We start from the raw sequence: 23,597 nt of genomic DNA on the forward strand, positions 1-23,597 counted from the left end.
TTTTTTATGCTTTGGTTAGTAAGTCTTTTACATTTTGTTACAATAAATTTTAATTTCTTTAAGCCCTTATGTTCAAACAATTAACTGCTAAAAAACTGATACATTTATATATCTATCCGGATTTTCTTTAATATCATTTATGAGTTTGCTCATATCAATTATCAATTCACTTAAATTCAAATAAAGTCTCTTATCGTTTAATAATCCATTAACAATTGTGCTGTCCTGGTTAGCTGATTTAAGTACAATATTCAACTGATCTGCAGAGCTGTTAAGATTATTGTATAAGGAATCATTTGTTAACAGTTTTCCCAACGTTCCTTTTCCGTCGTTTAAGTTATCACCCAGCAACTTCAATTCAGTAATTGCTGATGAAAGGTTGTTATATAACTTATCATCAGTTAAAAGTTTATTTAACGATCCGTTTTCATTTTGAAGTGATGTAAGAGTGAAATCAATTTTATACAGGATATGATTAAGTTTATCAATCAGGTCGGAATTATTAATCAGTTTCCCAACAGTGCCGTTTCCTTTAACTATTGCCTCAGTAATATCTTTTATATTCTCAAGTGTTTTATTAAAATTTTCTATCCCTGGTTTTAGATTTTCCGAAATGTTATCAATTGAAATGACTTGTTCCTGCTCAATAAATGAGTTATCCGGAATAATATTTTCATCAGGACTGCCGATTTTTATATCAATAAATTTTTCACCAAGAATTCCTATGCTTGTAATTCTGGCTCTTGAATCCATCCTTATCTTACTTTTATACTCAGTTTTTATTTTCAGTTTGATTCTTATCTCAGCTTTTGAATGTACCATAAGAAATTCGATATCATCAATTTCACCAATTTTATAACCGCCCAATGTAACCGGGGCACCGTTGACCAAGCCCGCAGTATTATCTAGCTTGATAAAAAGATTATATGTACTGGAGAAAAGGAAATTGTTTGTGCCTATTAAAACGCTAAAAATTAATAGGATTACAATGCCGATAAAAACTGTAAAACCTATCTTAAGATTATTACTTTTTTGTCTATGCTCTCTCATAAAGTTCTGCTTTAATTTTGTTTGATGTAGATTCATCGTAGTAGATCTCATAAAAGAAATCTTTTATAAACTGATTATTTGATTGAAGTATTTCTTTAACACTTCCAGAGAGCACAACTTTCCCTTCGCTGATAACACTTAAAACATCGCCGATCATAATTGCATCATTTAATATATGAGTAACAATTACTGATGTAGTTCCTGCTCTTTTTAATTTCTTAATGAGATCCAGAATTGCTTTTGAATTAATGGGGTCTAATCCGGTTGTAGGCTCATCAAAAAGAATTATCTTTGGGTCTGTTGCAAGTGCCCTCGCAATTGCTAAACGTTTTTTCATACCGCCGCTTAGTTCGTCCGGATACATGTTTTCTGATCCGTTCAGATTAACAAATGATAAAATTTCTTTTACTTTTCTCTTTATTTGTTCTTCACTTTTATCTGTAAAATAGGAAAGGAAGTAAGCGGTATTTTCAGCAGTTGTTAAAGAATCAAAAAGTGCATTTCCCTGGAAAACAAATCCGATTTTTCTTCTGATAGCCAGAATCTGCTGCTCATTTAGTGTTGTTATATCTTTTCCATCAATAATAACTTTGCCTTGATCGGTTTGCAGTAATCCTAAAATCACTTTAAGAATAGTGCTTTTTCCTGCTCCGCTTGGACCAAGAATTACATGCACACTGTTTTTCTCTACATTAAGAGAAACATCTTCAAGTATAAGCCTTTCATCAAATCGTAAAGATATATTCTGCAGCTTGATCATTTTTACATAATCTCCCAGACAACTTTTGTAAAGATGAAATCCAGAAACAACACAACTATTGATGAAGTAACCACTGCGTTAATTGAATTTTTACCAAGATTAGTTGTTCCGCCTTTTGTTATTAGTCCGTAATAGCACCCTATACTGGCTATGAAAAAGGAAAAGAATACCGGTTTTATTACACCGACAAAAATATCTTTAAACTGAAGCACGTTTATAGCAGTATTCCAGAAGTAGGCAAGGTCTATATGAAAAGTAGAATTTGTAACCAACATTCCGCCGATAATTCCTGACATATCTGCAATCATTGTTAATGGAAGAAACATTATTAGTGCGGCAATCACCCGAGGTACAATAAGTTTTTCGACTGGATTTAAGCCAAACGCGCATAATGCATCAATTTGTTCGCTTAATTGCATAGCGCCGATTTCAGATGCATTTTTTGCACTCGTACGTGCAGCAAGTAAAAGACCGGTTATAACTGGTCCAAGCTCTCTGATCATTCCTAATGAAATCGTACGGCTGATAAGCATAGCTGCACCGAACTTTTCAAGATTATGACCGGTTTCAATTGCTAAAATTACACCGGAGAAAAGACCGCCGAGTGAAACAAGAACGAGAGCTTTTGTTCCTATCAGATACATTTCACTTAAAACTACATCAAGGTTTTTTCTTACTGTTGGCATTAATTTAAATATGTCAATAACTAACAGGGTATAATCCTGTAACTTCTTAATTTTATCTAAGAATGATTTTTGAAAACTCGTTTTTGAATCAACTAAATTCATCATTCAATTTCACTTAAATATGATTCGGCTGCTTTAATATCTGAAATATGATCAACATCAATAATTTTTGAGAAACGGAAAGTTTGAATCCGGAATCCTTTTTTGATTAGAAAGCGTAAAAAATTCCGAAGCCGATTCGTATCAGCCTCAATTGCCTCTTTAATTTCTTTTCTGATTTCTTTTCTGAAGAGATATAATCCGCCTGTAACAAATTCAAAGTTTTCTGCAGTGTCATAAAAATCAACCACACTGCCATCTTCATCAAGTTTTATATAAAGTGGTTTTTCATCATCAATAAAATCAGTTGAAGCTACTATCACATCAGCATTGGAAACATTCATCCCGAATTCAATGAAGGATTTAAATTCATTTTCTCTGAAAATAGAATCTGTTGCAGCAATCAAAAAAGGCGGAGTAAGATATTTTGATACTTCTTTTAAGCTGTGGAAAGAGCTTATTGTATCCTTGACTAATAAATTAATTTTATGAGAACTATCATATTCATTAAGATATAATTTAAGGTCTTTAGAATTTTCGTTGATAATACAGTTTATCTTATTAATTCCACAACTGAGCGCTGATTCAATAATCCATTGAATTAATGGTTTACCGTAAATTGAAATCATTGGTTTAGATGGCTGAATTCCTTCAGCTTTGAGTCTTGAGCCTTCGCCGGCGGCAATAATTCCAAAATCAAGTTTTGCTGTTAAATTTTTACCTTTTTTCATCATAATTATTATTTCTTTTTTCTAAATATTTCTTCTTCATTATCTTAAACAACTTCCTGAATAGTAAAATAAAAATCAGCTCCTTCCTGGGGTTGGGCGAGATTGAGATGCTGCTCTCTATCAAGCAGATATCTTAATCCAATTCCGCCAGCTATTTTAAAATCATTTAAATTAGATTCTGGAAATCTTTGGCAGAACCTGACTGACACCAACGGATGCAGATGCACTAATTCTTCATAATAAGGATCTTCTGTATTCTGCATGAATAGCCCATAAGTTTTATCCAGATATTTTCCCAGCAGATAGCCTCGCATCATTTGATGATTGCCAAGTTTCAGCAACATTTGAATCGGAACATAGCTGGCTGCGCTGCCAATTAAAGTGTTCAAAGCTAAAACCTGTTGCTTTGTAATACCGATATTGTAACGAACGTATAGATCAAACCTTAAAAAATTAACATCAACGCCAGCTAGCTTATTAAAATAGAGTTTACTCATATCGGCAAAGATTTCTTCGGTTGGACAGAACAAACTAGCCCGCAGAACATAAATCACTTCCCAACCCAGGCTTGATGTTGTAACAGCTAACGAACCGAGCAGATCACCTTTAACAATAACACAATTTGAATCATCATCTGCATGCTCGAATTTTTCAGACCAGAAGTAAGTACCGATGTAAATATTATTTATCTTCGAGAAAAGAAAATCAATCTTAATTCTACACTTATTGTAAATAACATCTTCTTTTACTTTTGTAACCAGATCAGGTACAATTCCCAAAAACTCATATGGTGAATAGTAATGTGATACTTCAGGATCAAAGCGGTAATTATTATCTCCGTAGAATCGGTTTATCCTTACACATGTCTGCATTTGTTTTTTTGTAGAATAAGTTCCATATCCGTCAACGATATCTTGGGATCGCTTGAGATTATACGGGGTTGGATAATTATAATATATAAAAGCATCACCAATTGCATAACTTGTGTTAGGTAAATAAAAAAATACAGGAACAAGGTAAAACCCGTCTTTACTCGTTTTTACACTTTCATCTATTGTTTTACTAAACGATTCACTTCCGACAAAGAGTAAGCCGTTAACTTTTATAAAAAATATGATCATGTTTTTTTTCATTACAAAAAGGTTTATTTCTACTGACCAAAAATTTCTTCTTTACGAAGTCCTTGTAGATCCGGTTTTATTATATCTTTATATTTTTCTTTTTGTTCATCGTTCAATTGTTTTTCAATTTTTTTCTTCAGGTCTTTTATTTTAGATACTCTGTCATCTCTTCCTCTTTTAACTTTTATCTTTTCAAAGAATCCTGGTTCATCATCATTCATTACTCTTTTTTTCAAATCTTCAATTATCCGTTTATCTTCATCAAGTATTGATTCAATTTCTGTAACATTCTTTTTAATTGAATTGTATTGTGAGTCATTTAATGATAAATACACTTTCACTTTTTCCACTTCAGTTAAAGAAATTTTATCTTGTGCAGATAAAAGAGCAGTAACTGTTAATAAAATTGAAACTAAAAATATTTTGGTATTCATTATTTTTCCTTTTTTGTTTGTATATAATTATTAATTGCCCATATCGTAGTTGTAATTATCAACCAAAAAACTGTCCTGAATATCATTGCATACACACTGTGTATAGAAACCACTGAGTCAAAGAGATATAGCAAACTAATAGTAATCAATATGCTGATATGAAATAGAGAAATGACAGCAGAATTTCTTAACGCGTTTATGTGCTGCTGTAATATTTGAACCCCAACATAAACTCCGGTTATCCCCATAATAATATTATAGATCAGCAGGGGAGTAAAAACAACATATTCCGGAACAGATAATCCCAAGAGAACACGCGACCCTTCTATAAGGGAAAATACACTGAAGATTATTGCAGCTATTGCAATAATTATGTTTACATTTTTCTTCATTTAATTTATTCTTTTTTCTTTAACCTTTACTCTCGATTGTATTCTGATTTTATATTGAGTGTTGTATATAGAACCTGACAGCAGAATTAGCATCCTGAGTATCAGGGTAATATTTATATTCACCATATCTTTCATAAAGTAAAAAATCCAAACCAAGCGATGTTTTTGAATATAATTTGTGGGTAAGTCCTACATTAAATAATCCTACAAATTCTTCACTTTCTGCTCCGCTAAGAGTATGTATCCAATATCTTTTGTAGATGGCATAAAAATCGCCCAACGTTATGAAAGAAAGTTTAAACCCTACTTTACCGCTTGCGCCGGGTCCAATGTTATAATCTTTTCCATATTCAACAGCATATTGCGAATTTGTTCCTCCCATAAGAATAGTAGAAACACTCAAATAATTTTGCAAGGATATTGTTGGGGTTATCGGTATTTTATTTATTATTTGTCCTGATATACTTGATGCAGAAAGTTTATAAACGGTATTAATATGAATATCGACCTCTTTGTAAATTCCAATTGTATTCTTTGAAGTGTTGAATATTTTAATGTCATTGTCCCAGAGTACACCGCTGGCAAATATTCCAACAATATTATCATCAGCAGTTAAATTTATTTCAGTCCGCAAAGAGAAATAATCGAAGGGTTTGTTATGACTTTTAACATCAAATTGGTTACCATAATTTAAATCCGCTCTTAGGAAAGCATACATTCTGTTGTTGTTAAATTTTCTGCTGAAAAAAACATTGTGAGCTCCGAAGGAAATTACAGCATTGAAATCATGATTATTTTCTTTAAAACCAGACTTCCACATATCACCTCGTATTAGGCGGTTAAATCCCTTCATCGGATCAATAAGTGTTGAAGAAAATTCTCTTAAAACTCTTTCAAAACCAGTAGTACTTTCATCGATAATCAGATCAGAAACACGAAAAGAAATTTCACCAAGGATAATTCCCGTGACTGGAGTATTGATTATATCATTGTAGGATGGTGGTTCATTCTCCATAAAATACTCCCACATTAAGCTTCCGACAAAAGCATAGGGTGCAGATTCCCAAAAACTTAATCCATTTGATCGCGCCGCATTATAATAATTTGAACCATGATACGGATGCCAGAACTGATTAGTTAAATATCCGTCTGCATCCCATTCAAAACCATTTTTAAAATTTTCTTTTATCGAATTCCAGCTAATTGCAGACCAGCTTTCTTTGGTCAAATATCTATGAGTTGCCCAAACACCTAAGTTTAACCCTACTATCTCAACAGCAGGCAGCCAGTAATTTTTTTCTACCTGATTCAGCATAATAGAATTAGATGTATCAGCATTATTTGAATAAAAATCAGATAAACCCGAGGGCAGATATTCGTTGTTGGTAATTTGTGCCATCAAAGATGTTAAAGAAAACAAAATTATATATAGAGATACAACAGTGCTTCTTAATAATCTTTTTTTGTCCGGAATTGCTAAGCTTAATATCTTTAACCCGAATGATCTTATAATATTTTGTAAATTTACGTTCATTGATACCTTACCTTTTATTGCTTTTAATAATCTGATTAAATATGATTTCCGGCTGTTCAAAAGAACAACCGGAAAACTTACCAGTTGAACTTTTTACATTAATTGAAATAGTATCTTGCTGTTAACTGCGTTGTCGTATTTATTAACATATCGGTTTCTTCAACAGGTATATCTCTTGAAAGCTGTAAATCAAAGTTTAGATTCTGCTTTATTCCAAGACTGAATTTTTCGAAAAGAAAATAATCTGCACCCAGTACAAAACCGAACGTTACGCTGTTTTTAGGATCTGGCTCTACTGTATAATATCCGGCATTCTGTTTTATACCATAAATTGCTTCAATACCAAGATAAGGTGTAAGCTTATCCATATTAAAATGGTACATACTACCCAATCCGAATCTTAGATCATAACCATCAAGTTTTGTTGAGCCAGCAGGTGCATCTTCACCTAGGAATTCTAGGTTTACCCCAGTTATTAAATTCACTGAGAATTGATCAGAAAAATAGTACTTGAACAAGAAATTAGGTGATGAAGTTATATCATCTATACCAACGCCAAATTTACCTGCTCTGCCAGTTTGCGAAAACATATTCGTGCTAAAGAATATCAGCATTGCTGCAAAGATTATTGATTTCGTTTTCATTTTATTACTCCTTTTGTCTTTGTTTATTGTTTTTACAAGCTCTAAATAAGTATTATTAAGAGTTTGTGTTTTGTTTAGTTTGAATAAAAATATTTATTAATTGCGCACTCCATGTAAAAATCTAATACCCTGTTACTCAACTTTTTTACTAAATCTCATAGAACTAATAACTAACAGTAAAGCACCCATTCCAAATAAAATTAATACCTCTAACCACAAGGATGAAATACCTATTCCCTTTAATACAACACCTCTTAAAATTGTAATGAAGTACCGCAATGGAATTGCGTAAGTTATGTATTGGAAAAACTGCGGCATGTTTTCAATTGGAAATGCAAACCCTGACAAATAAATCATTGGCATCATTACAGCAAAAACCGAAGCCATCATTGCCTGCTGCTGTGTCTTAGAAATTGTTGATATAAATAAACCTATTCCTAAATTCGACAAAACAAAAAGAAATGCGGCAAATACTAAAAACAGTTTATTCCCACGCACCATTATTCCAAACCATTGTGTCATAATGACCATCACAATTACTAATATCACAAAGCCAATAAGCGTAAAGGGAATCAGTTTGCCAAGTAAGAGCTGATATGTTTTAACCGGTGTAACGATCAACTGTTCCATAGTTCCAATTTCTCTTTCTCTTACAATTGCCATTGACATTAGTGAAATTGTAGAGATCATTAATACAAGACCGAGAATACCTGGTACCATAAATATTCTTGATTTCATTTCTGGATTGTACCATACTCTTGGTTCAGGAATTATTGAGCCGCTTAACGGACCTTTGATTCCCAAATTATCTTTGGTTTCCAGGATCAGATTTTGTGAAAATTTTGTTGTTACACCTTGGATATATCCAAGTGCTATAGAAGCCTTACTTGCATCTGAACCCTCAAATATTGCCTGCACCGGTGCTGGTTGATGTTTATTGATTCTTTTTTCAAAATCTTTAGGAATTATTATAGAAACAAGAGTTTTACCGTCATTTAGTAGGTCTGTTATTTCGTCATAATCTTTAGCATAATAATCAATCTGAAAATATCCAGTTTCTAAAATACTTGTAATATAATTTCGGCTAGATTCTGTTTTATCCTGATCTAGAATGGTTGTATGAACTATGTCAACATCCATATTTGCAGCATATCCAAGAAATATAAGCTGTAAAATCGGGGCCATAAAAATTATCACAAGCATCTTTTTATCTCGTTTTACCTGTAATAATTCTTTTATGATAAAATGATAAATAGTTTTCATATTATTTTTTACCTCTGGATCTTTTATCAATAATTGTTGCTAAGGTTATAAATATTGTTCCGAATATCCCTAAATAAATTAACTGCTCCCAGAATGCCGATACCCCTGCACCTCTTAACAGAATTGCTCTTAGAATTACCACATAAAATTTTGCAGGAGTAATATTTGTAAGTACCTGAATTACGTTAGGCATCGTTTCAATAGGGAAAATAAATCCAGATAAAATGAACGACGGAAGCAGTGATGTAACATTTGCTGCCTGAAATGCTACTTGCTGTGAATCAGCAACAGTTGAAATGAAAATTCCCAAACCTAATGCAGCAAAAAGAAAAACCATTGTTGCAAACAAAAGCAGGAAAATGTTACCTTTTATCACAATTCCAAAAAGCACATAACCAGCAGCAAGAACAATCGTTGCATTTATTAAAGAAATAAAAATGTATGGTATTGTTTTACCGAGTATAAATTCAAGAGATGAAAGCGGCGAAACATTAATTTGCTCGATTGTTCCTCTTTCTTTTTCTCTGACAATCGATAGTGAGATAGAAATTACTGCCGTAACAATTAAAATCATCCCCATTAAACCCGGGATAAGAAACTTTGTTGATTGTAATTCTGGATTAAACCAAAACCGCGGCTGTAAGTCTATAGGCATGTATATATTTTTACCATGAACAGCCAGGTATTCTTTTGTTAATCCGATTGAATAAGTATAAGTAGCTGCGTTAATATAATTCTGTATAACACTTGCTGTACTTCCATCTACACCATCAATCAAATATTGAACTTTAACATCCTGTTTAGACATTATTTTTTTTGAAAAATCGTTTGGAAATACAATTACAGCCTGAACAACTTTTTCGTCTAAGAGTCTTTTTATTTCATCACTGTCTTCTATATAAGTTACAAGATCAAAATAATCTGAGCTAATTAATCCGTTTATATAATTTCTTGTGTAATCCGATTGATCCTGATCATAGACAGCAATTTTTATATGTTTAACGTCAAAGTTTATCGCGTAACCAAAAATTATTAACAACACAACCGGGAAAAAGAAAATGATGAATAACATCCTTGTATCTCTTCTAAGTTGTTTTATTTCTTTTTTGGCAATTGCAAATATTCTGCTGAGCATTTTATTTATTATCCTTTTCAATTAAATGAATAAAAACATCTTCAAGAGTTGGAATTATTCTTTCAATACGCTTAATCTTTATTCCGTTCTGTTCATAAAGTAATCGGGTAATATTCTTTTCGGTAATTGTATCATCATTTAAGATTACGTGGATATAATTTCCAAATATTGATGTTTCGCCAACCCATTTTTCTTTTTCAAGTATTTCCAGACTATCAACAACTCTGTTGCTTTCTATTTCAAGAATCGGGTTTTTTATGTAGTTAGTTTTTAGTGCTTTTGCATTACCCTGTGCCACTAATCTGCCAGCGTTAATAAGAATTATATCATTGCAAAACTCTGCTTCATCTAAGTAATGGGTAGTAACAAGAACAGTTGTTCCGGCATCTGAAAGGTCATTTATTAAGTCCCAGAAATTTCTTCTCGAAACCGGATCAACTCCACTGGTAGGCTCGTCAAGAAATACTATTTTTGGTTCGTGAATTACAGCAGTGCCAAGTGCGAGACGCTGTTTAATTCCACCGGGTAAAGATGCAGTAAGCATGTTTTCCATATTTTCCAGATTAGCAACCTTTAACACCCATTGTTTTCGCTCCTGATATTTCTTTCCATCAAGCCCATAAACTCCAGCATAAAACCTGATATTTTCAGCTACTGTGAGATCATTGTAAAGAGAGAATTTTTGTGACATATATCCAATATGCCTTTTTACCATTTCTGGATCATTCTTAATACTATAGCCGCCTACCATCGCATCACCCGAAGTTGGTTCTAATACACCAATTAACATTCTGATGGTTGTAGATTTACCGGCACCATTAGCACCAAGGAAGCCGAATATCTCACCTTGTTTAACATCAAAATTGATGTTATTAACAGCAGTAAAATCACCGAATTTTTTGGTCAGATTATTTACTTCAATTGCTTTCATCAGAAGATATTCCTTCCTAAAGATTTTAATAAATTGGTTTTTGAAATCTGGTAATCTACCTCGGCTGTTTTGAGATTTGTCTCAGCCTGCAGCTTTAGAGATTCAGCATCAATTAAATCTGTGCTTGAAGCGATTTGTAGATCATATTTTTCTGCTGTTATTCTGTAATTTTCTTTTGCCTGTTCTAAAGCAATTTTGTTTACAGAAATTTTTTCCTCATTTCTAAGTAAGTCCAAATAATTTTTTTGTACTTCCATTTGAATATTTTCCCTTAACTGGTCATAATTTGTTTCAAGCTGTATCTTAGTCTGCTCAGCCTGTGAGACCTTGGAAGATGTTTTTCCCCAATCCCAGAAGTTCCAGCTTAAGGTTACTCCGACATCCCAGTTATTATTGAATTCATTTACAGCAGGTTGATATCTTGGGTTAGGGTTACTATAATAATAATTGCCTGAAAGATAAACCGAAGGATAAAGCTCAGACCAGGCGGCTTTAATATTTTCTTTACTTCCTTCTATTCTAAATGATAAAGACTTTAATTCATTCCTATTACTTAAAGCTTCGCTCAAAAAATCCTTTTCATCAAATTCAATCGAACTAAGTTCATTTGGGTTAACAACTACATTAGTCTGAGAGTCCAGTTCAAATCCCAACGCTTTATTAAAAGCCATCTTCGAAATGTTCAGATTATTTATAGCATCAATCAATATTAATTTTGTATTTGAATATTGTACCTCGAGTTTTAAAACATCATTATTTGATACTAATCCCTGCGAATAAAAATTCCTTGTGTCATTAAGATGATTTTCAATCTGTATTAAGGTTTGTTCTACTACTTTTTTTATTTCCGTGGTCTTGTAATAATTCCAGAATGCGGTTTGAATTCCAAATGCCGTCTCATTTTTTTCTTTTGAATAGTCATATTCTTCCGCCTTCAGATTATATTTTGCAGCATTTCTTGATGATAGCAGTTTGAATCCTGTAAACAAAGGCTGTGAAAAGCCGATCTTAAATGTGTAATTATCATAAATCGGATCAGCTATTCTAACAGTCGAAGGCGAAAAGGGTAATGTTACTTCAAATGCAGGAATGTTATCACTGAGTCTTGTATAATTACCCAAAACATTAAACTGGGGTAAAAACATACTATTTACTTCCGACAGTTTATAATCGGCACTATTGGTTTTTGCACCTGCTATTTTCAAGTCCTTGCTGTTTTCTAAACCAATTCTGATACTTTCTTCTAATGTCAACAGCTTCTGCTGTGCCAGTAATGAACCAGTAAACAAAATCAGCATCATTATTTTCTTCATTTTTTTACCTTATTCTTTTTCTTTAATTCTTTATTTGTTCATAAAATGTATAAACACATTCTCCAGTGAAGGAGTTATAATTCTTTTATCAATTTCGGCTATCGAATTCTTCTCAAAGAGATCTTTGATAATCGGATAATCTTGTTCATAATCGTTTACCGCAACATTCAGTCTGTCACCATACATCTGAACTTCATAATTTGTTGATGCCTTTACCACGTTATATGCAGTTCTAACAGGATTACAAACAATCTCAATTACCTGCATGTGCATAGAATCCTTAACATTTTTTGGTGTATCACAACTGATAATTGAACCTTTATCCATTAAAGCTACTCTGCTGCATCTTTCTGCTTCATCCAGATACGGTGTTGTCATAAAAATTGTTACTCCGTCTTTCAGAAGATTTGAGAGAATTTTCCAGAAGTCCCTTCGGGATACAGGATCAACGCCGGTAGTTGGTTCATCAAGAAAAATAATTTTGGGTTTATGGATTAGTGTGCAGGCAAGTGCAAGCTTTTGTTTCATTCCACCAGATAGTTTATCAGCCAATCTGTCCCTAAAAGGAGTTAATCTTGTGAACTCAAGCAGTTCATTTCTTCTTTGTTCAAAATTTTTAACTCCATGTATGTCTGCAAAGAATTCAATATTCTCATCAACTGATAAATCACCATACAATGAAAAGCGCTGGGACAAATATCCGATTTCATCTTTAATCAGATTTTTTTGAGTCAATAAATCGTGTCCAAGAATTTCTGCATTCCCTTCATCCGGATTCAGCAATCCAACTAACATTCTCATTGTTGTAGTTTTGCCGGCGCCATCTGGTCCAACCAATCCGAACATTTCCCCCCTGTTTACATCATAACTAACACCATCTACGGCAATTAATTCGCCGTATTTCTTTTTAAGATTTTTTATTTTAATTAGAGGTTCCATCTTTCATCTTTCAGATTTTATAAATACACCTCAGCGTCTGCGGGCATACCAGATTTCAAGTCAAATTCTTTATTCGGCACTTCAATTTTTACAGCAAAAACAAGCTTGGTTCTCTCATCTTTAGTCTGGACATTTTTAGGAGTAAACTCTGCTTCCGGTGAAATAAACGTAACCCTTCCCTCGTATTTCTTTTCCGGATATGTATCAACGGTTATAACTGCTTTCTGACCGAGTTTAACCTTGCCAAGTTCAATTTCAGATACGTAGATTATCAGTTCTACAGTTGACAAATTAGAAACTTTTACAAGTGATGACATTGGTGTAACAATTTCACCCGACTCAACAAAATTTTTAACTATAAAACCATTCAAAGGTGAGATTATAAAACTATCTTTTATATTTTTCTTAAGAAGGCCTACCATTGCTTCGGCTTTTTTCAGGTTGCCTTTTGCCTGTTCAATTTCTTCAGGGCGGAAGATTCTTTTTACCTTTTTTAGATTCTCTTTAGCAGAATTAAATTGAGCTAAATTTATTTCATATCGCGACTTCATGTCTTCAAATTGTTTATCAGAAATTGATTTACTTTGCCACAGTTGTTCGTAACGTTTAAAATCTTTCTGAGCATTGTTATAATTAATTTCACTCTGCCTCATCATTTCTTCTGCTTGTTGTATATCTTCATTTCTGGCACCTTTAAGCATTAATTCAAGCTGAGCTTTTGCAATCTGGACTCCAGCCTCTGACTGAGCAAGTTGATAATCCAATGCCTCATGATCTATTGTCATTATAGTATCTCCGGCATTTATCAACTGCCCTTCACTATAAAAAATCGTTTCTACTTGACCTGCATTGCGAGCACTTATTAACACATTTGTTGATTCAATTGTACCGGTACCGTATAAAGAAGATGTGTTTTCCTCGTTGCTGCATCCAGTTAAAGCAACAGTTAATAGTGCCGCTGTTACTATTTTAATTATTTTCATTTTACTACCTCTATTTTATTTATTAATATTTGTTTGCCTTTTTTTGTTAAAATTCCATTTAGTAATAGGTTAAACGATTGTCTGAATAACCCTTCGTATGATTGTTGGGACTCAATTTTTGATTTTGATTGAACAATGTCGCTCAATGCAGAATTAAACACCCGTATAATGATTTCATCTGGAATTTCTAAAATCAGTTGTTTCTTCTTCCCAAGTTTTAACAGGATCTTTACTAACGGGATGATACGACTAGTTCTGAAATTTACGATAAACTCAGCCAGATCAGGGAAGTATTTATTCAAGTTCTTGATTGATGTCTCATTGAAAACAGAAAAATACTTTTCAATGATTTTGGATAGCTCTACAAACATTTCTACAATAGTAATCTGGGATTGAATTATTGAGACAAAATTTGTGTATGCTTCACTTAGTTGGTGAATCAATACTGTTCTGATTATTTCTTCCTTTGTTTCAAATCTCTTGTAAATCGTTTTCTTACTTATTCTAAATTTTAAGGCAAGTTCATCAAGTGAAAAGTTTCTAAAGCCGTGGAAAATGAATTGATTGTTCAGATAAGTAATGATTTCATTCTCTGATTCTAGAGGATTGTTATTTATAAAGTTTTTGTTTTTCATTTTATATTAATAGTTAGTTAGCGTTCACTAATCATTCAATTAAAAAATATAAAAGCTTATAAAAGAATTAATTTTTCCAAGATTTTTAATATATTTTTTCCTCTGTCGGTCAATTGAAAGCTAAAATTACTCAGCCTCCATTCCATGACTATAATTCTAATAGTGCCGAGAATTATGCTCAGTAATTCATAATTATCAACATCAACTAGTTCTCCTGAACTTTTTGCATTATCAAGTATTACTTTAAGAAGCTGCTTACGTTTCTGAATTATAAAAACCAGCTTTTTCTTCAATATGTCGCTCTGGTTGTACATTTCCTCAGAAATAAGAACTGAAGTCATTTCAGGGTTCTTTTCAAGAAATTCAAAGTGAAAAAGAACAAATTGCCTAATTTTTTGCTTTGCAGATTTTGCAGCAGCAATATTCTTATTTAACAATTCATCAAATTCGAGCATTCTGTTAAGTATCCCTAGAATAATATCTTCTTTATTTAAAAAATGTCTGTAAATTGCCGGTTCGCTAATCTTAACCCGCTTTGCGATCTCTCGTATTGATAAAGCTTCATAGCCACCGGAATGAATTATCTTGATAGCTTCATCAATTATCATTGTTTGTCTTTCTTCGGTTGTTAATCTTGACATAATTACTTTCAATAAATTAGTTAACACTCACTAACAAAAATAATGAAATAAAAACAATTGTCAAGACCTCTATTCTAAATATTTTATTTTGTGATTGTTATCAAGGTTACTAAGATATACAATAACGTTTTTGATTAGTAGAGTTTATTCCTAGTATAAGGATAAATTATTTCATCAGTCTATTTTCTTGCTAAATCTTAAAGCGCTTAATGTTAAAATTCCCACACCCATTCCCAAAAGTATCAAAGTTTCAAACCATAATGACGAAAAACCGGTTCCTTTGAGAACAATACCATGAAGAATAGTAATATAATATCTTAACGGAATGAGATAGGTTATATACTGGACTGTTTGTGGCATGTTCTCGATTGGAAATGCAAATCCAGACAGATAAACCATCGGCATCATAACTGCAAATACCGAAACCATCATAGCCTGGCTTTGTGTTTTTGATATTGTTGAGATTAATAAACCCCAGCCAAGATTGGATAGAACAAAAAGTAATGAAGCAAAAAGCAAAAACAATCTGCTTCCGCGTATAATTATCCCGAACCATTGCGTCATTATCACCATTACGATTAACATAACCACAAAGCCGACAATTGTGAATGGAATAAGTTTGCCGAGAATAAGCTGATAAGATTTTAAGGGTGTAACTATCAACTGCTCAAGTGTCCCGATTTCTCTTTCTCGAACAACAGCCATTGACATAAGCGATAAAGTAGATATCATTAGTATCAATCCCATAATACCGGGCACCATATAATTTCTGGTTTTCATTTCAGGATTGTACCAAACTCTAACTTCAGGAACAAGTGAACCAGCAATCGGAAGTTTCATCCCATATTTATCTCTTATATTGTTAACAATCTTTTGTGAATAACGATTTGTTACTGCTTGAATATATCCAAGTGCTATGGATGATTTGTTGCCGTCAGAGCCTTCAAACAATGTTTGAATTGATACAGTTTCGCGTTTATTTAATTCCTTCTCAAAATCTTTTGGGATTACAATCGTTACGATTGTTTTAGCTTTGTCAATCAGTTCAGTTACTTCATCATAACTTGATGCATAATAATCAATTGAAAAATATCCTGACTTTTCAAAGCTTCTGATAAACTCTCTGCTGGCTGGTGTTTTATCCTGATCAAAAATTGTTGTGTGAATGATTTCAACATCCATATTTGCTGCATAACCAAGAAGTATAAGTTGTAAAATGGGAGCGATAAAAATTACAGCCATCATTTTCTTGTCACGCTTTAGCTGAAGCAGTTCTTTAATTATAAATTCATATATCGTTTTCATTTAATATCTTCTAATTATTTTATGAAACCTTTAAGGTTTTAGTTTTTATCATGCTGCTTTTGCTTTTCTATCAACCAGTGTTGCAAGTGCAATAAATATTATTCCGAAAATCATCATATAAATTAGCTGTTCCCAGAAAGCCGATAGACCGACACCTCTTAATAAAATTGCCCGAAGTGTTACTACATAAAATTTTGCCGGGGTAATATTTGTTACCCATTGAATTACTGTTGGCATGCTTTCGATAGGAAAAATAAATCCTGATAATATCAATGAAGGTAATAACGCTGCTATGTTTGCTGCCTGAAAAGCAACCTGCTGCGAGTCAGCAACACTTGATATAAAAATTCCAAGTCCAAGAGCTGCAAACAAAAAAATAAAAGTGCTCAGCAGCAGTAAAAAGATGCTGCCCTTTATTGCTACACCGAAAAGAATGTAACCTGCAAGTAGTACAATAGCCGCATTGATTAATGAAATAACTATGTGTGGAGTTGTCTTTCCTATAATTAGCTCAAATGATGAAAGAGGGGAAACATTTATCTGTTCGATTGTTCCTCTCTCTTTTTCTCTTACAATTGATAATGAAACCGAGACAACAGCAGTTATAATTAAAATCATTCCCATCAACCCAGGTATTAAAAATTTTGTGCTTTCAAGTTCAGGATTGAACCAAAACCTTGGTTCAAGATTTATTGGAACATAGAATTGTTTTCCTGTTGCTGCCAGATATTCTTTTGTAAGCTTTAATGAATAATTAATTGTTGCAGCATTAACATAATTTACAATTACATTTGCTGTGTTTCCTTCAACTCCATCCACCAGATATTGTACTTTAACTTCTTCTTTGTTGTTTAATTTTTTGGATAAATCATTCGGGAAAACGATAACAGCCTGAACAATTTTTTCATCAAGTAATTTTTTAATCTCAGCATCGCTGTCGATGTAAGTAACGAGTTCAAAATATTCTGAGCTGATCAATCCGTTTATATATTCACTTGTGTACTCTGATTTATCCTGATCATAAACAGCAATTTTAATATGCTTAACATCAAAGTTGATTGCATAACCGAAAATGGCAAGCAGTACAACGGGGAAAAAGAATACTATAAAAAGCATTCTTGTATCCCGCTTCAGCTGCTTAAATTCCTTTTTTATAATTGCATAAATTCTATGAAACATTTGTTTTGTCCTTTTCTAACAAATGTATAAATACATCTTCCAGTGTCGGCACTATCTTATCAATTCTCTGAACTTTGATTGAATTCCTGTTTGTTAAAACATCAATAACGTCAATTTCAGTTTTTGAATTATCTTTTAATATTATATGAATGTAATTACCGAATATTGATGTTTCACCGACCCAATCTTCTTTTTCCAGTATTTCCATACTATCAACAATTCTGTCAGATTCAATTTCAAGTATAGTGTTTTTGATATAGTTGGTTTTTAATGCTTTTGCATTTCCCTGTGCAATCAATCTGCCGGCATTTATCAGAATTATATCACTGCAGAATTCAGCCTCGTCTAAGTAGTGAGTAGTAACAAGCACAGTAGTTCCACCAAAGGATAATTCGTGGATCAAATCCCAGAAATTTCTCCTTGATACCGGATCAACTCCGCTGGTTGGCTCATCAAGAAAAACAATTTTAGGTTCGTGTATAACGGCGGTTCCTAATGCAAGTCTTTGTTTAATTCCGCCCGGCAACGAAGCCGTTAATAATTTTTCCTTTCCTTTGAGATCTGCAACTTTTAAAACCCAGTTTTTTCTTTCCTGATATTGTTTTCCTGTAAGCCCATATACTCCTGCAAAGAAGCGGATATTTTCTTCAACTGTAAGATCATTGTATAAAGAAAATTTTTGCGACATATAGCCGATTTGTGTTTTCACTTTATCCGGTTCTTTCATAATGCTGTAACCGCCAACAATTGCATCACCCGATGTTGGTTCAAGTATTCCGGTTAACATTCTGATTGTAGTTGATTTGCCTGCACCATTAGCACCGAGAAACCCGAATATTTCTCCCTTGTTTACATTGAAGGATACATTATCAACTGCAGTAAAGCTGCCGAATTTTTTTGTAAGATTATTTACTATGATACTGTTCATTTTCAATATTCAGAACTCTGGAATCAGGACTCAGTTTTTGAAATTACTTTGGAGTATGAATAGGGCAGCTTACTTACTTCCTCTAAGATATTCATAGCATCTTTAACATCGCAATATTTAAGATCATTTGATAAAATCAAGTAATATCTGCACTCTTCAAGTGAGCTGTGAGCAATATTTAGAAGTCTTGATTTTTCCTTGTTACTCCACTTTTTATAGCTTTCCGCAATGTTAGCTGCAATTGAAATAGCTGCTCTTCTGAATTGTGAAGCTAATCCGTAAACTTCTTCATTCGGGAATTCTTTGGTTAATTTATAGACAGTCAGCACGAATAAATGTGCCTTTTGCCAAACGACTAATTCGGTAAAACTTTCTGTTGATTTCTTTTCCATTTAAAATCCTCTTAATTCTTATTTTAAAATTCTGTGTCCTGAGTTCTGACACCTGACTCCTGACTTCTGGCTTCTCAATAAATCTTTCTCCCCACTGTTAAATCCAGTTTCACTTTTGCAAGATGATATTCAATCAATGACGAAGTGAGATTAGTTGCTGCCTGAAGCTCAGAGACCTCTGCATCAATCAAATCGGTACTTGTAGCTAATTGTTCTTTATATTTCTCAGTTATAATGCGGTAATTTTCTGATGCCTGTTCCAAGCTAAGTTTGCTGACACCCGCTTTTTCTTTCGATTTAATTAAGTTCAGATAACTTTTATAGACTTCAATTTCAATGTTGTCATTCAGCTTTTCAAGCGAAGCCTGAGTTTGAACAGAAAGTTCTTCAGCCTGAGTAGTTTTAGATAAGGTTGATCCCCAATCCCAAACATCCCAGCTTAAAGTTACGCCAACATCCCAAGTATCATTCCATTTGTCAGTAAGCGGCTGAAATCTTGTATTAGGATTACTGTAATAATAATTGCCGGATAAGTAAACACTTGGGAACCAGCCCGATCTGGCTGAAGTAATATTTTCTTCAGCGGCTTTCAATTTATAAGATAATGATTCAATCTCGTTACGATTTATTTTTGCTTCCTTAATAAGTTCTTCGGGATTATAATTTATGTTCTGAACTTTTAATTCATCAGTAACAACTTCTGTTTTCGTTTCAAGCGGAAGTCCCAGAGTTTTATTAAACACAGCCCGCGTAACTTCCAGATTGTTTTCTGCTTCAATCAATTGCAATTGTGTGTTTAAATACTGTACTTGTAATTTAAGATAATCATTCTGAGTTGTCAGACCATTCTCAAGAAAGTTTTTTGTATCCTTAAGATGATTTTCGATTTGTCCCAGACTTTTCATTAAAAGATTTCTTATTTCATTAGCTCTGTAATAATTCCAGAATATTGTATGGATATTCATAACAGTCTCATTCAGCTCTTTTGAATAATCGGATTCAGCTGCATTGAAATAATACTCTGCTGCTTTTTTAGATGATAGTAGTTTGAGTCCTGTAAATATTGGCTGTTGGAGTGATAGCTTTAAATAATAATTATTTAATACCGGCTCAGATATTTTTATTGGCACAGCAGAAAACGGAGTGATAACTTCGAACGGAGGAACATTATCACTTAAACGGGTATAGTTTACTGTAAATTTAAACTGCGGAAGAAACATCGAATTAACTTCAGATACCTTTGCATCAGAACTTTTTAATTTTGATTGAGTAATTCTTAAATCTTTACTGTTCCTAAGCCCCAGCTCTATACTTTCCTGCAGTGTTAGTTTTTGCGCTTGTGAATAAAGAGATGATATTATCATTATGCTTAATAATACTATTTTTTTCATTGCTTATCCCTTTTAGGATGTTTTACTAATCAAGTGAATAAAAACATTTTCCAGTGATGGTGGAATGACTCTATGATCATGTATCTCAACACAATTATCAACAAGAAGTTTTTCAAGACTTTCATATTGTTCGTCATAATTTTGAACAGTTACATTAAGTCTGTCTCCATACATCTGAACCTCATAGCTTGTATTAGTTTTTATGATATTGTAAGCAGTACGGCTTGGAGAACATACGATTTCAACTATTTGTCCACCGAGTGATACTTTAATATTCTTTGGGGTATCCCAGCTTATTATTTTACCGTTGTTCATCAAAGCGATTTTATTGCACCGCTCAGCTTCATCAAGATATGGAGTTGTCATAAAGATTGTTATTTCTTCTTTAAGAAGATTAGAAAGTATCTTCCAGAAATCTCTTCTCGAAACCGGATCAACTCCAGTTGTCGGTTCATCAAGAAAAATAATTTTTGGTTTGTGAATAAGAGTGCAGGCAAGAGCAAGCTTTTGCTTCATTCCACCGGAAAGCTTATCGGCAAGTCGATTTCGAAACTGAGTCAGTCTTGTAAACTCAAGTAGTTCATTTCTTCTATCTTTATATTTTTTAACCCCATGTATATCTGCAAAAAACTCGATGTTCTCATCAATCGTCAGATCTCCATACAGTGAAAATTTTTGTGATAGATATCCAACCTGCTCTTTAATTTTATTTTTTTGAGTTCTTATATTATAACCAAGAACCTCAGCACTTCCTGAATCAGGATTTAATAACCCAATAAGCATTCTGATAGTTGTTGTTTTTCCAGCTCCATCTGGTCCCACAAGTCCAAACATTTCACCTTTCTCAATAGAGAGAGTTACATCTTTAACAGCCTCAATGCTTTCGTAAGATTTTTTCAGGTTTTCTATTTTAATAACAGAGTTCATAATTCATCCTTTGTCTAGATGTATGTCTATATGATTGCAGGTTTTCATACATTCAAACAATCATTCAATCGTGCTGTGTTAGAACGATAGTGGCATCAGCAGGCATGCCGGGTTTTAAATTATAATTATCGTTTGCAATCTTGATCTTTACTGCAAACACAAGTTTCGTTCTTTCGTCTTTAGTCTGAATATTTTTTGGAGTGAATTCGGCTTCGGGAGAGATATAAGTAACTTTCCCTTTGTAAACTTTGTCCTTAAATGCATCAATAGTAATCCTTGCTTCCTGCCCGAGTTTAATGTAAGCAAGCTCTTCGGTTGATACATAGATAAGCAGTTCAACAATATCAAGATCTGATACTTTGAAAAGCGAAGACATAGGTGTAACGGTTTCTCCACGTTCAACAAATGTTTTAACAAGAAAACCATTGATTGGTGAGACTACATAACAATCTCGGATATTTTTCTTTAGCAGTTCAACTCCTGCAATTGTTTTATTAAGATTTGCCCGTGCTTGTTCAATTTCTTCAGGTCTGAAAATCTTTTTAACTTTATCAAAGTTTTCTTGTGCAGATTTTAGTTGTGAGCTCATCAATTCAAATTTTGCAGCAGCATCCTCAAATTGTTTTAGAGTAATTGACCGGGAGTTATATAAATTCTGCATCCGATTCTTATCCCTTTCAGCAGTTTCAAAATTTACTTTAGCCTGATTCAGGTTTTGTTCAGCGAGGCTGATGTCTTCAAGTCTGGCACCTTTTAACATAAGATTTAACTGTGCTTCGGCAGCATCTTTTGCAGCTTGTGCCTGAAGTAGCTGGATATCAATTTGTTCGTGATCAATGATTAGAACAGTATCATCGGCATTTACTTTTTCGCCCTCAAGAAAATTTACTTTAATAATACTGCCCGAAGATTTTGAACTGACAACAATATTGGTTGATTCGATTGTACCTGAGGCTTCAATTGATTCAAGTTTATTATTACTTCCGCAGCTTGTTAAAATAACTGTAAGCAGTGCAGCCGGGATAAAACTAAATATTTTCATTTGATTTCCTTATTAAAAATTTTATCAAATTGTTTATTACCTTTTTCAGTAAGTATTCCGCTAATAACTATTCTAAGAGTGTATTGTGCAGCTTCGGAAAGTGAGAAACTATTATTAACGGTAAAATCCGGATTAACAACATGCCTGACAGCACCCACCAGGACATTCATAATAATTGCCGTCGGATAGTCGATAAAAAATCCTTCTGATTTTCCCTGTTCAATTACTTTGGTGATATTTTCAAACATCATTTTAGTTCTGAACTCATCAATTTCAATGAATAACTCAGGATAATATTTCTTCAGCTCTTCTATTCTTCTGGGTGAAACTTTTTGTGTGGCAGAAGCAAGTATATTTAAAAGGTCACCGAGCTTTTCGATGGCATTTCTGTTACTGTTTAATTTAGGAACGATTTTATTTTTTATTTCGTTCATAAAATGTCTGACAATCGCAATAAGCAAATCGTCTTTTGATGGAAAGAACTTATAAATTGTCTTTTTGCTCATTCCAAGTTCAGCGGCAACCTCATCCATTGTGGTTTTATAAAAACCATCTTTAAAGAATTTTTCTTCTAACTTCTCAATAATTTTGTTTTGCATATTTAGATCTCTAAGGAAACTATTTTCGTTTTTCTGGTTTCCAATATATTGTTTTTACTTTCAGTTGTCAAGTGATAGAAAATATTCTGATGAATTGTTGCCTATAATCAAACTAGTTACAAAATTTGTACATCAATAAAAAAGAGAGGGTGATATGAGGGTAATTTTAATTTTAACTTTTTTTTCAATTCTTACTTTTACTGCTAATTCCCAAACAAAAATAGAATCTGATATTGAAACAGCATTAGTAAATGCAAAAAAAGGTGTTTATTGGGCTTTATCCAATTTACAGGGGAAAAAAGTAAAAATTGATAAGTTGATCGTTAACGATGATAAATTAATTTCAAAAGTTAAGGTCAGTAAAGAAATTAATGGAGTGAAAATAGAATCTACGGGCTATTTTCAAACTAATGAAGTGAGTATTGTTCTATATAAATCCAGTGAATCCCTTATTAAAGATGGATATATTAAAAAAGGAGAACTCGAATTATATAACGAGGAAGATCAATAATTTTTTCTTACGACATATTGACTTAGGTGAAA

26 protein-coding genes are annotated in these 23,597 nt (G+C 33.0%); 1 reads left to right on the plus strand and 25 read right to left on the minus strand.

Going from position 1 to position 23,597, the window contains the following annotated elements:
- Positions 1-87 precede the first annotated feature (87 nt).
- The 25 genes from ROY99_05725 to ROY99_05845 all read right to left on the minus strand — a co-directional run bounded on the left by ROY99_05725 (position 88) and on the right by ROY99_05845 (position 23,054).
- A complete protein-coding gene (locus ROY99_05725; GenBank protein MDT3695873.1) occupies positions 88-1,050 on the minus strand; it encodes an MlaD family protein in 963 nt (320 codons plus the stop codon).
- On the minus strand, positions 1,037-1,810 hold the full coding sequence (locus ROY99_05730; GenBank protein ID MDT3695874.1) for an ATP-binding cassette domain-containing protein: 774 nt from the start codon (positions 1,808-1,810) through the stop codon (positions 1,037-1,039). The genes ROY99_05725 and ROY99_05730 overlap by 14 nt, the downstream gene beginning before the upstream one ends.
- A 2-nt stretch (positions 1,811-1,812) precedes the next feature.
- Positions 1,813-2,601, minus strand: a complete 789-nt coding sequence (locus ROY99_05735; GenBank protein MDT3695875.1) for an ABC transporter permease — start codon at positions 2,599-2,601, stop codon at positions 1,813-1,815.
- Complete coding sequence (locus ROY99_05740) at positions 2,598-3,326, minus strand: sugar phosphate nucleotidyltransferase (GenBank protein ID MDT3695876.1); 729 nt, start codon at positions 3,324-3,326, stop codon at positions 2,598-2,600. Before ROY99_05740 ends, ROY99_05735 begins: the two co-directional genes overlap by 4 nt.
- Positions 3,327-3,370: 44 nt before the next feature.
- Positions 3,371-4,459, minus strand: a complete 1,089-nt coding sequence (locus ROY99_05745; GenBank protein ID MDT3695877.1) for a hypothetical protein — start codon at positions 4,457-4,459, stop codon at positions 3,371-3,373.
- A gap of 17 nt (positions 4,460-4,476) precedes the next feature.
- Positions 4,477-4,881, minus strand: coding sequence for a hypothetical protein (locus ROY99_05750; protein MDT3695878.1), 405 nt, complete (start codon positions 4,879-4,881; stop codon positions 4,477-4,479).
- Entirely contained in the window at positions 4,881-5,273 is a 393-nt protein-coding gene (locus ROY99_05755) for a hypothetical protein (GenBank protein ID MDT3695879.1), read from the minus strand. The genes ROY99_05750 and ROY99_05755 overlap by 1 nt, the downstream gene beginning before the upstream one ends.
- 49 nt (positions 5,274-5,322) lie before the next feature.
- A complete protein-coding gene (locus tag ROY99_05760) occupies positions 5,323-6,807 on the minus strand; it encodes a DUF3943 domain-containing protein (GenBank protein MDT3695880.1) in 1,485 nt (494 codons plus the stop codon).
- A gap of 98 nt (positions 6,808-6,905) precedes the next feature.
- Positions 6,906-7,451: a hypothetical protein gene (locus ROY99_05765; protein MDT3695881.1), complete on the minus strand. Its 546-nt coding sequence runs from the start codon at positions 7,449-7,451 to the stop codon at positions 6,906-6,908.
- A 132-nt stretch (positions 7,452-7,583) separates the two neighbouring features.
- Entirely contained in the window at positions 7,584-8,714 is a 1,131-nt protein-coding gene (locus ROY99_05770; GenBank protein MDT3695882.1) for an ABC transporter permease, read from the minus strand.
- 1 nt (position 8,715) lies between these two features.
- A complete protein-coding gene (locus ROY99_05775) occupies positions 8,716-9,849 on the minus strand; it encodes an ABC transporter permease (protein MDT3695883.1) in 1,134 nt (377 codons plus the stop codon).
- A gap of 1 nt (position 9,850) precedes the next feature.
- Positions 9,851-10,780 carry an ABC transporter ATP-binding protein gene (locus ROY99_05780; GenBank protein ID MDT3695884.1) on the minus strand — a complete coding sequence of 310 codons (930 nt, stop codon included), beginning with the start codon at positions 10,778-10,780 and terminating at the stop codon, positions 9,851-9,853.
- Positions 10,780-12,093 carry a TolC family protein gene (locus tag ROY99_05785; protein ID MDT3695885.1) on the minus strand — a complete coding sequence of 438 codons (1,314 nt, stop codon included), beginning with the start codon at positions 12,091-12,093 and terminating at the stop codon, positions 10,780-10,782. Before ROY99_05785 ends, ROY99_05780 begins: the two co-directional genes overlap by 1 nt.
- A gap of 30 nt (positions 12,094-12,123) precedes the next feature.
- A complete protein-coding gene (locus tag ROY99_05790) occupies positions 12,124-13,032 on the minus strand; it encodes an ABC transporter ATP-binding protein (GenBank protein ID MDT3695886.1) in 909 nt (302 codons plus the stop codon).
- A 17-nt stretch (positions 13,033-13,049) separates the two neighbouring features.
- Entirely contained in the window at positions 13,050-14,015 is a 966-nt protein-coding gene (locus ROY99_05795) for an efflux RND transporter periplasmic adaptor subunit (protein ID MDT3695887.1), read from the minus strand.
- The gene (locus ROY99_05800; GenBank protein ID MDT3695888.1) at positions 14,012-14,650 is read right to left on the minus strand and encodes a TetR/AcrR family transcriptional regulator; all 639 of its coding nucleotides are present in this window, start codon (positions 14,648-14,650) and stop codon (positions 14,012-14,014) included. Before ROY99_05800 ends, ROY99_05795 begins: the two co-directional genes overlap by 4 nt.
- Positions 14,651-14,706: 56 nt before the next feature.
- Positions 14,707-15,291, minus strand: a complete 585-nt coding sequence (locus ROY99_05805) for a TetR/AcrR family transcriptional regulator (GenBank protein ID MDT3695889.1) — start codon at positions 15,289-15,291, stop codon at positions 14,707-14,709.
- 174 nt (positions 15,292-15,465) lie between these two features.
- Positions 15,466-16,596, minus strand: a complete 1,131-nt coding sequence (locus ROY99_05810) for an ABC transporter permease (protein ID MDT3695890.1) — start codon at positions 16,594-16,596, stop codon at positions 15,466-15,468.
- Positions 16,597-16,644: 48 nt separating this feature from the next.
- Positions 16,645-17,775 (minus strand): ABC transporter permease, encoded by a 1,131-nt coding sequence (locus ROY99_05815; protein ID MDT3695891.1) that lies wholly within the window; start codon positions 17,773-17,775, stop codon positions 16,645-16,647.
- Positions 17,765-18,703, minus strand: coding sequence for an ABC transporter ATP-binding protein (locus ROY99_05820; protein ID MDT3695892.1), 939 nt, complete (start codon positions 18,701-18,703; stop codon positions 17,765-17,767). The genes ROY99_05815 and ROY99_05820 overlap by 11 nt, the downstream gene beginning before the upstream one ends.
- Before the next feature lie 23 nt (positions 18,704-18,726).
- Complete coding sequence (locus ROY99_05825; GenBank protein MDT3695893.1) at positions 18,727-19,095, minus strand: four helix bundle protein; 369 nt, start codon at positions 19,093-19,095, stop codon at positions 18,727-18,729.
- Between the two features lie 74 nt (positions 19,096-19,169).
- Positions 19,170-20,486 carry a TolC family protein gene (locus ROY99_05830; GenBank protein ID MDT3695894.1) on the minus strand — a complete coding sequence of 439 codons (1,317 nt, stop codon included), beginning with the start codon at positions 20,484-20,486 and terminating at the stop codon, positions 19,170-19,172.
- Between the two features lie 12 nt (positions 20,487-20,498).
- Positions 20,499-21,413, minus strand: a complete 915-nt coding sequence (locus tag ROY99_05835) for an ABC transporter ATP-binding protein (protein MDT3695895.1) — start codon at positions 21,411-21,413, stop codon at positions 20,499-20,501.
- A gap of 64 nt (positions 21,414-21,477) precedes the next feature.
- Positions 21,478-22,455, minus strand: coding sequence for an efflux RND transporter periplasmic adaptor subunit (locus ROY99_05840; protein MDT3695896.1), 978 nt, complete (start codon positions 22,453-22,455; stop codon positions 21,478-21,480).
- Positions 22,452-23,054 (minus strand): TetR/AcrR family transcriptional regulator, encoded by a 603-nt coding sequence (locus ROY99_05845; GenBank protein ID MDT3695897.1) that lies wholly within the window; start codon positions 23,052-23,054, stop codon positions 22,452-22,454. The genes ROY99_05840 and ROY99_05845 overlap by 4 nt, the downstream gene beginning before the upstream one ends.
- Positions 23,055-23,208: 154 nt before the next feature.
- Between ROY99_05845 and ROY99_05850 the strand changes: the two genes are divergently transcribed.
- Positions 23,209-23,565: a hypothetical protein gene (locus ROY99_05850; GenBank protein MDT3695898.1), complete on the plus strand. Its 357-nt coding sequence runs from the start codon at positions 23,209-23,211 to the stop codon at positions 23,563-23,565.
- The last annotated feature ends 32 nt before the right edge of the window (positions 23,566-23,597 follow it).

The sequence above is a fragment of the Ignavibacterium sp. genome, from assembly GCA_032027145.1.
Taxonomy (GTDB): Bacteria; Bacteroidota; Ignavibacteria; order Ignavibacteriales; family Ignavibacteriaceae; genus IGN3.